The organism is bacterium (assembly GCA_016873475.1).
Lineage (GTDB): Bacteria > Krumholzibacteriota > Krumholzibacteriia > JACNKJ01 > JACNKJ01 > VGXI01.
Genome location: VGXI01000108.1, coordinates 1 through 10,578, shown reverse-complemented (window position 1 = coordinate 10,578; position 10,578 = coordinate 1). Strand labels below are relative to the sequence as shown.

Genomic DNA, 10,578 nt, shown 5'->3' with positions numbered 1-10,578 from the left:
TGGAACTCGAGGATATCGCCGTCGGCTACCGGGTGCGCCCGGTCCACCGTCTGGCCGTCGAACTTGCCCGACCCCCAGAGGCGGGCCGATGAGAAGCGCTCCACGAACTCCCGGTGCACCTTGGCCGCGACATCGATCACCGTGCTGCCTAGGGGCAGCAGGTAGGGCGAGTCCTTGGCGAGCGGCTTGCCGGGGATCTTCGTGTAGACGCGGGCGAGCTGCAGCGCCGTGAACACCGTGTGCGCGAAATTGTCCAGGCCCTGGTTCTCGGTGACGGAGATCAGCACGCGCGGCCAGCGGCCGCCGATCAGCTCGGTCAGGAAATCGAGGTTGACCGGCGCGTCGGGATGGTCGGCCTTGGTCGCCACGAGCAGAGTGGCGCGTTCGTTCTGTGCGCGCAGCGGATCGCGCGTGTCCACGCGATCGACGAGACGCAGCCCGCGCTCCTCGAAGCCGGCATCGATGGCCTCGACCCTCTCGCAGCAGTCGGGCGCGGCGAGATCGGCGAGCAGGAGGATGAGATCGGCGGCGCGCGCCTGGTCGAGCACCCAGGACTCGAGCGGGGGCCCCTGCACCGGCGGCGTGTCCACCAGCTCGATGGCGACGTCTTCCCAGCGCATGACGCCGGGCTGGGGCAGCACCGTTGTGAAGGGATAGGCCGCGATCTCGGGCTCGGCGGCGGTGAGCGCGCCGAGCAGGCTGCTCTTGCCGGCATTCGGAGCGCCGACGAGCAGCACCTGCGGCGAGTCGCCGTGGGGCAGGAAGTAGGGATTGTGCCCCTTGCCCTTGCCGCCCTTCTTCGCCTGCTCGATCTGGGCCTGGAGCGCGCTGAGCTTGCGGTTCAGCTCGGCGCGGATCTTGTCGGTGCCCTTGTGGTGGGGCATGATCGCCATCATCTCGCGCAGATGGGCGATCTTCTCCTCGGGCTCCCGCGCCGCCTTGAAGCGGTCTTCGGCCTTGTGATAGTGCGGCGGCAGGTTGGTCGGCACGGGACCTCCGGCGCGGAGCAGGCGCCCGTCGCCCGCTCCGCGCCGAAGTCTAGATGTAGAGGTGCTCGGGGTCAATCTCCTCACGGAGGGCGCGCAGCTCCTCATCCGTGGGCGGCGCGTTCTCCTCCACCTTGGCGGGCAGCAGGAGCGGGAAGCTCGTCGCCGCCACCACTTCCTCCACGGTGACGCCGGGGTTCACCGCGATGAGCTGCATGCGCTTGCTCTCCTCGTCGTAGCCCAGCGTGGCCAGGTTGGTCACCACGCGGTAGGGCCCGGAGCCCGGGAAGAGGCCGGCCGCCTCGCGCGCGCCGGGGCCGCTCAAGTAGCCCGGCGTCGTCACGAAGTCGAGCTTGGGGATGAAGCGCTGCGGCTCGTGCCGCATGATTGCGATCGTGCGCCAGCAGAAGCTGCCGACGTCGTTGCCGCCGCCGCTGCCCGGCAGGCGCACCTTCGGGTGCTCGTAGTCGCCGATCACGGTGGAGTTGAGGTTGCCGTACATGTCGATCTGCGCGCCGCCCAGGAAGCCGTAGGTGACGAAGCCGCGCGCGGCGGTCTCCATCACGTCGCAGATCCCCGTCGCGACCAGCGCGCGGTAGAAGGTCTTCGATTCGCCCACGCCGCGGGGCAGGTACTTGAGGCTGGAGCCGATGCCGCCGAACTCGAAGACGCTCACCAGTTCGGGCGCGTAGAGGCGTTTGGCCAGGGCCGCGGCGAGCATCGGCACGCCGGTGCCGATGAAGGCGCTCGAGCGGTCCTCCATCACGCGGGCGGACAGGCAGATCAGGAGCTCGGTGCCGTTGTAGCGCTCGGTCATCGTCTACCTCCCCACCGCGAGGGCGCGCAGTTCGGCCTGCTTGGCCGCGCCGCCGATCAGTTCCAGGTAGGCGGCGTGATTCGGCAGCCGCCGCATCGTCTGGTCGAGGAAGGCCTCGGTGCCCTCCAGGGTCTTGGCCGATTCCAGCCAGGCGAGCGTGGAGGGTTCATCGCGCCCGTAGAGGTAGGGCATCTCGCCCGGGTGGCTGCCGAAGGGCGCGTGCACCACAGCGTCGACCAGGAAGTAGGGAATCACGTTGCGCTCGGGGTACTGGCGGATCGTCTCCGTGTCGACGATCTCCTCGGCGCTGATCAGCACCTTGCGGCTCGCGCGGGCGATCTCGAGCGCGAAGCCGCTGATGCCGTCGAGCTGGCAGTTGCCGAACCTGTCGGCGCGGTGGACATGGATCACCGCGCAGTCCACGACCAGCGCGGGCAGCAGCATCACCCTGCCGTTGCCGAAGGGATCCTCGGTCACCTTGCCCGCCGAGCGCACGAAGGTGTCGGTGCCCAGCATGCTCTTGATGGGCAGGAAGGGCACGCCCATCGCCGCCGCCTTGAAGCGCCAGGCGATGCCCGCGTTGCTCCACTCCACCACCTCGAGCCCCTGCTTCTCGACGGCGCGCCGCAGCACGCTCGAGAGGCCGTGCACCTCGTAGGCGTTGTAGGTGATGTCCATCGCGTCCACCATGCCGGCGGCGACAAGCCAGTCGACGTCCTGCAAGCCCTGGCCAACGAGGCGCAGGTGCCGGCGTCCCTGGCGCACGATCTCGCGCACGATGCTCAGCGGCGCCCGGCAGGTCCCGTAGAGCTCGAAGCCGATGTAGTCGCCGTCATCGATGCAGCGGCGCACGGCCTCGTGCTCGTCCACGAGCTTGTCCACCAGCGCCATCGACTTGTGCTCGCGATTCCAGCGGCGCAGGCCGTCCAGGTCGGGCGTCTGCAGGAGCCGCCCCCGTCCGCTCTCCAGAACCTCCATACTGCCTCCCAGGCTGCCCGCCGCGGCGGGATTCAAGACGCTCCTCTTCGGCATGGTGACGGAGCCGGGGGCTGGCGTCAAGGCTCGGCGGACCGCCGGGAATGCATAACGATGAAAAGACAACAGCCCAAGTACCCGTCGATAATTCGGCATCTGGTCGCGGATTCCGCAGGATCGCCAGTGGTCGTCTTGAATCCGTCAATCCGATCTGCTTTACTGGAGCCAACCCCAACGAGGAGGGCGGCATGTCCGCGGATCTCAGCCAGTACTCGGCCGGCGTTCGCGCCTGGGTGGAGAAGGGTCGCGCGCTCGTCGCACAGCGCGAGGAGGAACTGCAGCGCCTGCGCGCCTGCCGCTTCGACACGCTCTCCGTGCACGGGCTCTACACGATGCGCGAGGCGATCGCGAACAACCAGGGCTCGATCATCGAGCCCGCCTACCTCGCGACCAGCGAGCACTACGCCGACGCCGACGCCATGGAGGCCGCGCTCGCCTACCTGATCCCGACCTGGTGCTACGCGCGCATCGCTAATCCCACGACCTACTACCTCGAGTGGATGCTCGCATTGCTCGAAGGCTACGGCACGGGGCTGGAGACCAGCGCCGTCGTCACCGCCAGCGGCATGGCCGCGATCATGACCGCGGTCGATCCCTTCGCGGTCAAGCGCAGCAAGGACCCCGCCGAGCGGATGAACTTCGTCTCCTCCTGCCACGTCTACGGCGGCACCTTCCAGCAGTTCTCCATCCGCCGCCACCAGGATCGCGGGCACGAGGTGCGCTGGGTGAGCGACGTGATGAACATCGACGCCTGGGCGGCGCGCATCGACGCCGACACGCGCTTCGTCTACGTCGAGCTGCCGAGCAACCCGACGATCAGCTTCACCGATCTCGCCGCGCTGGCCGATCTCGCCCACGCGCACGGCATCCCGCTCATCGTCGATGCCACCGTGGCCACGCCGGCCTTGCTGCGGCCGCTCGCCCACGGGGCGGACATCGTCGTCCACTCGGTCTCCAAGACGATGACGAGCAGCGGCATGGGCGTCGGCGGCGTGCTGGTGGCGCGCAAGAACATCGTCACCAACATCGACAACCCGGAGATGAAGGCGGACTTCGCGAGCTGGGTGAAGTTCCTCCCCTATCGCGACAACGGGCCGAGCATGAACCCGCTGCACGCCGTCATGGTGCTCAACGACCTGCGCACGCTGCGCAGCAAGATGGACCTCGTCTCGCGCAACAGCCAGACCGTGGCCGAGTACCTCGCCGCGCACCCGAAGATCGAGCAGGTCGACTACCTCGGCCTGCCGGACAATCCCAAGCACGCCGTCGCCAAGCGCTACCTGAAGCTCGTCGACTCGGAGCTGGACAACGGCGGCGTGCCGGTCAATCGCTACGGCCACCTGATGAGCTTCCGCGTGAAGGGCGGCGGTGAAGCGGCGCGGCGCGTCTTCGATGGCTTCCAGATGATCTGGCGCGCCACCGATCTCGGCCGCATCAAGTCCGTGGCGACGATCCCCGCGATCAGCACCCACCAGCAGCAGGGCGAGGCCGCGCGCTCGATGGCCGACGTGGCCCCCAACCTGATCCGCCTCTGCGTGGGCGGCGAGCACCCGAACGATGTCATCGCCGATCTGGAGCGCGGCCTTAAGCGCGTGTAACTCGTAACCTTTACTTGTGTTGCATGACAGACTGGCGGCCGCCCCCCGGGCGGCCGCGCCTTTTCCGGCGGCGCGGAATCAAGATCCGCTAGTCTTGCATAACTCACGGTCACCGTGTTTCTTGCTGGGGTTTCGGGGGCCGCACGCGGTTCCGCTACGACCTCTACTCAAGCCGACGCGTCAACACAAAGGAGAACGCGATGTCCGTCGATCGCTTCATGGAAGGCGTCATCGCCAAGAATCCCGAGCAGAAGGAATTCCACCAGGCCGTCCGCGAGGTCGTGGAGTCCGTGTGGGAGTTCGTGCAGGAGAATCCGCAGTACAAGGAAGCGAAGATCCTCGAGCGCATGGTGGAACCCGAGCGCGTGATCATGTTCCGGGTGCCCTGGCTGGACGACAAGGGCGAGGTGCAGGTCAACCGCGGCTTCCGCATCGAGATGAACAGCGCGATCGGTCCCTACAAGGGCGGTCTGCGCTTCCACCCCACCGTGAACCTGGGCATCCTGAAGTTCCTCGCCTTCGAGCAGGTCTTCAAGAACAGCCTGACCACGCTGCCGATGGGCGGCGGCAAGGGCGGCTCGGACTTCGATCCCAAGGGCAAGAGCGACAACGAAGTGATGCACTTCTGCCAGAGCTTCATGTCCGAGCTCTTCCGCCACATCGGCCCGGACACGGATGTGCCCGCGGGCGACATCGGCGTCGGCGGCCGTGAGATCGGCTACCTGTTCGGCCAGTACAAGCGCCTGCGCAACGAGTTCACCGGCGTGCTGACCGGCAAGGGTCTCAACTGGGGCGGCAGCCTGATTCGTCCCGAGGCCACGGGCTACGGCCAGGTCTACTTCGCCGAGGAGATGCTGAACAAGAAGGGCGACACGATCAAGGGCAAGACCTGCACGGTCTCCGGCTCGGGCAACGTCGCCCAGTACGCCACGGAGAAGGTGCTCCAGCTCGGCGGCAAGGTGGTCACCGCCTCCGACAGCGGCGGCTTCATCCACGATCCGGACGGCATCGACGCCGAGAAGCTCGCCTACCTGATGCACCTGAAGAACGTCAAGCGCGGCCGCATCAGCGAGTATGCCGACAAGTACAAGGGCGCCAAGTACGTGGCCGGCAAGCGGCCCTGGGGCGTCAAGTGCGATGTCGCCCTGCCCAGCGCCACGCAGAACGAGATCAACGCCGAGGAGGCCAAGACCCTGATCGCCAACGGCTGCATCTGCGTCTCCGAGGGCGCGAACATGCCGAGCGAGCCGGGCGCGATCGACGTCTTCCAGAACGCGAAAATCCTCTACGGTCTCGGCAAGGCGGCCAACGCCGGCGGCGTGTCCACCAGCGGCCTCGAGATGAGCCAGAACAGCATGCGGCTGAACTGGACGCGCGAGGAAGTGGACCAGCGCCTGCACGGGATCATGAAGGCCATCCACGCGTCCTGCGTGAAGTACGGCGAGAAGGGCGGCCACGTGGACTACGTGAAGGGCAAAAACATCGCGGGCTTCCTGAAGGTCGCCGACGCCATGCTCGATCAGGGCCTGGTGTAAGCGAGACGGACATCGGCGCGGCGCTTGCGCCGCGCTCGCTTCCCGGAGGCGGGGCGCGCAGGCGTCCCGCCTCTTTCGTTCAGCGCAGCACGACCCCCCGCCCGTGGCGGCCGTCGAGGTAGACGGCCAGCGGCGCCGGCAGGCGCAGGTGGCGCAGGAACTCCGTCTCCGCCAGGACCGGCTGCGCGAGCAGCCAGTCCCAGTCCACCTTGGCGCCGGCGCGATCCTCGTGGGCGGTGAAGTAGCCGACCTCGAAGCTGGTCAGGTTGTGGAAGAAGTGGCTGCCCTGGCTCGGCTCGACGGCGATATCGGCCATGGCCGTTTCCACGATCACGCGCGCGGCACTGATGTCCGACCAGGCCACGGGAATCCCCAGCCAGCGGTCGCGCGAGCCCCAGCGGCCCGGCCCGAGGAGCAGGTAGCTGCGCCCCTCGGCGGCGAGCCGCTCGTTGAGATTGCGCAGCTCCAGCGCGACGTCCGGCGTGCGCCCGCGATCGAAGCGCGCGGGGTGCACGAAGACGAGGTCGACGAGGTCCTCGATCGCGCCGTTGCCGAGGGCCGCGTCCGAGCGGACGAGCACGCGCGCCTCGTCGATGGGTCGCCGGTCGAGGTCGATCGCCTCGCGCCCGACGACGAGCGGCCGGATCTGTAGCACGGCGAACTCGCTGGTCTCGCCGGGCCCCGTCGCGGGCTGCGCCGCGAACTCGAGCTCGATCGGCGCTGCCAGGCCCCTGTTGCCCAGTGCCAGCAGCTCGCGCAGCAGTCCGGGCAACGGGAAGTAGTCGGTCTTGAGCACGCCGGCCATCGTCACCAGGCGCACGCCGCGCCGCGCGATGCCGTCGTAGACGGCGTCGTTGTCGGGCATGTAGGTGGAAGCCACGGGTGCCAGCGTGCCGTCCGCTTCGGCGTCCTCCAGATCGTGGCGGAGCAGGCCGGCGTTGCCGTCCGTGCTCGCGAAGACCTCGCAGCGGCTCAGGTCCAGCGCCCAGAACTGGCGCTGGCTCGAGCGCAGCATGTCCCGCGTGCTGCCGAACTGCGGCAGGCGCTGCGGGTGGGCCGGCGAGAACCAGAGGCTGCGCTCGCCCTCGACGACGCCCTTGCCCAGCCCGAGCACCACCGAGGCCGAGCCCTCCTCCGGCTTCGCCTCGAAGAGCGGGTAGAAGTTGTAGGACTGGGCGACACCCGCAATCGACGGGTAGAAGCGTTCGCCGTGGCGCTCGCCCACCATCCGCTGCACCAGCACGGCCATCTTCTCCTCTTCGATGCGATTGGGTGTGCCGCGCAGATAGGCCTTGGCCGTCTGGTAGTAAGTCGAGGCGTAGACGAGCTTGATCGCATGGCAGAGCTGCTCCAGGCGCTGCTCGTCGTCGGGATGGCAGTTGGCCAGCATGTGGCTGGTGTAGACGCCCGCGAAGGGCTGGTGCTGGCTGTCCTCGAGCAGGCTCGAGGAGCGCACGGCGAGCGGGTAGCGCACCTCGGCGAGGAAGGCCGTCAGGTCGTCGCGCACGGACTCCGGCAGGCGCGCGGCGACGAAGGCGGCGGCGATCTCGGCGTCATCGCGCGCGGCCAGCGCGCGGCCGAGCAGGTCGTTCTCCTCCATGAACTGGTCGAAGACGCCCGTCGCCAGCACGGCGCACTCGGGCACGGTGATGCGCACCTTCGGGAAGCGCTCGCGGAAGTCGTAGCGCGAGAGCAAGGCGTCGAGGAAGGCGAGACCGCGGCCCTTGCCGCCCAGCGAGCCGCTGCCAATGCGCGCGAAGCTGCTGCTCGCGTCGAAATGCTGGCGCGAGAAATCCGCCACGCGCCCGCGCCGGCTGAGCTTGCGGTACTCGGCCAGGTTCTCGCGCAGGTAGGCGCGCAGCGCCTCGTCGTCGGAGAATTCGCCCGCCCGCACCGGCCGCAGGCGCAGCGCCAGCTCGAACTCCGTGCGCGCCATGAACCAGTTGCTGAAGTGGTTGCGCCGCGCGTGATAGCGGATGGCCTCGCCCGGCACTTCCTTGAGCAGGCGGGCCATCGCGGTCAGGTCACTGGCCCGCCCGACGACGGCGCCGCTCGGCAGCGTGAAGAGAAAGTCGCCGAAGCCGAGGTTCGCCTTCATGAAGCCGCTGAGATCGGCAAGCAGGGTCGGCGAGTCCTTGTGCAGGAAGCTCACGCCGAGCGCGTGCGCCTCCTGGGCGCGGCTCTCGTCGGAGGACTGCAGCAGCACCGGCAGGTCCGGATCGCCGCGGCGCACGGCGCGGATCAGCTCGACGCCCGCGCGCGGATCGCGCTGCCCCCCGCGATCGAAGCTGGCATCCGTGATCAGGCAGAGCAGGTAGTCGGCGTAGTCCTCGTAGAGACGCTCGGCCTCCTCGTAGGTCTCGGCGAGCAGGATCTTCGGCCGCGCGCGCATGCGCAGCAGCTTGTCCATGACGTCGATGCCCTCGGCCATCAGCGCCTGGGTCTGCCGCATCAGCTCCGTGTAGAGCATGGGCAGATAGGACGAGTAGAAGCGCACCGAGTTCTCGACGAGGAGCAGGCAGCGCACCTGCCCCTCGTAGGCATCCGCCGCCACGTTGACCGAGTCCTCGATGCACTTGACGATCGCGAGCAGGATGCGCGCGTCGCCGCGCCAGGCGAAGACGCGGTCGATGTCCGGCTTCAGCTCCTGCTCGGCGAGCAGCGTCAGCTCCCGCGTGTTGTAGACGAGCAGCACGACCGGCATGTCCGGCCGCTGCCGCTTCGCCCGGCGGCCGAACTCGCGCACCTCCATGTCGCCGAGGTGGCTCATCGTGATGATGAGATCGAAGCGCTGCTCCTGCAGCCGCGCGAGCGCCTCCTCGCCGGAGGAGACGCGCGTCACCATCGGCGCATAGCTCAGGTTGAGCTGGGCGTACTCGCTGAGCAGCAGCTCCGTGAGCCGCCCGTCCTGCTCGATCACGAAGGAGTCGTAGAGACTGGACACCAGGAGGATGTCCCGGATGCGGAAAGGCATCAGCCGGTCGAAGCCGCTGAAGCTGAAGGCGCTGGGCAGGGACTCCTTGGGCACGCGCGCGACCTCCACCGCAGGGGACCGGCCCATCCTAACCGGGCCGCCCCGGCGAGGGAAGAGCGAAGCCCGGGCTTGCCAGACCGCGCAATGCGGCTAGACTGCGTGGCGGAAGGGAGGCGAGACGATGAAGAGCTACCGCAGTCCGAGCCTGGACAAGATCGTCGGCAAGCACCTGTTGATCTGGGAGACCCGCCGGGAGGTGACGGCCCGCCGCGCCCGCGAGGCGGACGGCGCCGCGCTCTCCCCGATCGGCCCCTATCTGAGCATCAGCCGGCTCCCCTTCAGCCAGGGCGACGAGGTGGCCGCCCGCGCGGCGGAGAAGCTGGGCTGGGAGCTCTTCGACCGGGCGATCGTCGACCACATCGCCCGCGATGCCCAGGTGCTGGGCAAGTTCGTCGAGAGCCTGGACGAGCGCTGCCGCTCCACCCTGGATGACCTCATCCAGACGACCCTCGACTCCGGCTCGCTCGGCAACCAGGCCTACCTGCGCCACCTGAAACGCGTGCTGATGACCCTCGCCCTGCACGGCAATGCGGTGATCCTCGGCCGCGGCGCGAACTTCATCCTGCCGCCCGAGGCCGGCCTGCGCGTGCTGATCACCGCCCCCTTCGGCCGCCGCCTGGCCACCCTCTGCCGGGCTCGTGACCTGGCGACGGCGGAAGCCGCGCGCGAGCTGCGCCAGCTCGACCTGCAGCGGCGCGACTTCTTGCGCACCCACTTCCTCGCCGGCGGCCAGGAGCTGGACCACTACGACCTCATCGTCAACATGGCGATGATGGACGTCGAGGCCGCCGCCACGCTCGTCGTGGACAGCTTCTACACCCTGGACCGCCGCGCCCGGCCCGCAGCGCAGGACTAGGGCCCGCCTTTTCGGTTGCCGGACCGCGCCCGCCCATTACACTGGGGCGGACCGCGGCCCGCCCGCCGCGGCGGCGGGGGGCTTCGAGGGTGCGCGTCCGCATCGTCCATGTCATCACGCAGCTCGATACCGGAGGCGCCGAGACGCAGCTCCTCGCGCTCTGTCGCGGCCTGCCCGCCGAGCGCTTCGACTGCCGCGTGGTGAGCCTGAAGGCCGGCGGCACCCTGCGGCCGGCCTTCCTGGCCGCCGGCTGCGCCGTGAGCGAGCTGGATCGCCGGCACTGCGGCGGCGCGATCGGTCAGCTCCTGGCCCTCGTCCGCCTGCTCCGGCGGGAGCGGCCGGACATCGTGCAGACCTGGCTGCTCCGCGCGAACCATGTCGGACGCCTCGCTGCGCTCCTGGCCGGGCAGCCGCCGCTCATCGCCACCTACCGCGACATGGGCTTTCAGGCGGGACCGCGCGACAGCCTCCTCGACCGTCTGCTGGCGGCCGGCACGGAGCTGGTGCTCCACAACTCGGCCCGCGGCCGCAGCGCCCACCTGGCGCGCACGGGCGAGGCGGCGCCCAGCCGCCACCGGCTGCTGCCCAACGGCGTCGACACGGAGCGTTTCCGGCCGGACCCGGAGGCCCGCCGGCGCCTGCGAGGCGAGCTGGGCATCCCCCCGGAGGCGCCCGTAGTGCTCATGGTAGCGCGCCTGCACCCGGTGAAGGACCCGG

8 protein-coding genes are annotated in these 10,578 nt (G+C 69.1%); 4 read left to right on the top strand and 4 right to left on the bottom strand.

The features are described 5' to 3' along the window. From FJ251_09720 to FJ251_09710, 3 genes are all read right to left on the bottom strand, one after another. Nucleotides 1–1,094, bottom strand: a 1,094-nt coding sequence (locus tag FJ251_09720; protein ID MBM4117995.1) for a TGS domain-containing protein, incomplete at its 3' end; no start/stop codon positions are given. Next, nucleotides 1,039–1,803, bottom strand: a complete 765-nt coding sequence (locus FJ251_09715) for a 3-oxoacid CoA-transferase (GenBank protein ID MBM4117994.1) — start codon at nucleotides 1,801–1,803, stop codon at nucleotides 1,039–1,041. The genes FJ251_09715 and FJ251_09720, both read right to left, overlap by 56 nt. Before the next feature lie 3 nt (nucleotides 1,804–1,806). Then, a complete protein-coding gene (locus FJ251_09710; GenBank protein MBM4117993.1) occupies nucleotides 1,807–2,934 on the bottom strand; it encodes a CoA transferase subunit A in 1,128 nt (375 codons plus the stop codon). A gap of 92 nt (nucleotides 2,935–3,026) precedes the next feature. Here FJ251_09710 and FJ251_09705 point away from each other — a divergent pair, with 92 nt between their 5' ends. Together FJ251_09705 and FJ251_09700 are read left to right on the top strand one after the other, a co-directional pair. Beyond that, complete coding sequence (locus tag FJ251_09705; GenBank protein MBM4117992.1) at nucleotides 3,027–4,436, top strand: O-acetylhomoserine aminocarboxypropyltransferase/cysteine synthase; 1,410 nt, start codon at nucleotides 3,027–3,029, stop codon at nucleotides 4,434–4,436. Between the two features lie 200 nt (nucleotides 4,437–4,636). Beyond that, nucleotides 4,637–5,971: an NADP-specific glutamate dehydrogenase gene (locus FJ251_09700; GenBank protein MBM4117991.1), complete on the top strand. Its 1,335-nt coding sequence runs from the start codon at nucleotides 4,637–4,639 to the stop codon at nucleotides 5,969–5,971. A gap of 79 nt (nucleotides 5,972–6,050) precedes the next feature. On the opposite strand, the gene FJ251_09695 is transcribed toward FJ251_09700, so the two are convergent. Further along, nucleotides 6,051–8,999, bottom strand: a complete 2,949-nt coding sequence (locus FJ251_09695; GenBank protein MBM4117990.1) for a histidine kinase — start codon at nucleotides 8,997–8,999, stop codon at nucleotides 6,051–6,053. Between the two features lie 127 nt (nucleotides 9,000–9,126). Here FJ251_09695 and FJ251_09690 point away from each other — a divergent pair, with 127 nt between their 5' ends. Continuing rightward, complete coding sequence (locus tag FJ251_09690; protein ID MBM4117989.1) at nucleotides 9,127–9,861, top strand: cytidylate kinase-like family protein; 735 nt, start codon at nucleotides 9,127–9,129, stop codon at nucleotides 9,859–9,861. Between the two features lie 89 nt (nucleotides 9,862–9,950). Continuing rightward, the coding region (locus FJ251_09685) for a glycosyltransferase (protein MBM4117988.1) at nucleotides 9,951–10,578 on the top strand (628 nt) is incomplete at its 3' end.

Coding starts and splice junctions, on each gene's coding strand:
- FJ251_09700 (MBM4117991.1), top strand. CDS start 4,637: ATGTCCGTCGATCGCTTCATGGAAGGCGTCATCGCCAAGAATCCCGAG.
- FJ251_09715 (MBM4117994.1), bottom strand. CDS start 1,803: ATGACCGAGCGCTACAACGGCACCGAGCTCCTGATCTGCCTGTCCGCC.
- FJ251_09710 (MBM4117993.1), bottom strand. CDS start 2,934: ATGCCGAATTATCGACGGGTACTTGGGCTGTTGTCTTTTCATCGTTAT.
- FJ251_09705 (MBM4117992.1), top strand. CDS start 3,027: ATGTCCGCGGATCTCAGCCAGTACTCGGCCGGCGTTCGCGCCTGGGTG.
- FJ251_09690 (MBM4117989.1), top strand. CDS start 9,127: ATGAAGAGCTACCGCAGTCCGAGCCTGGACAAGATCGTCGGCAAGCAC.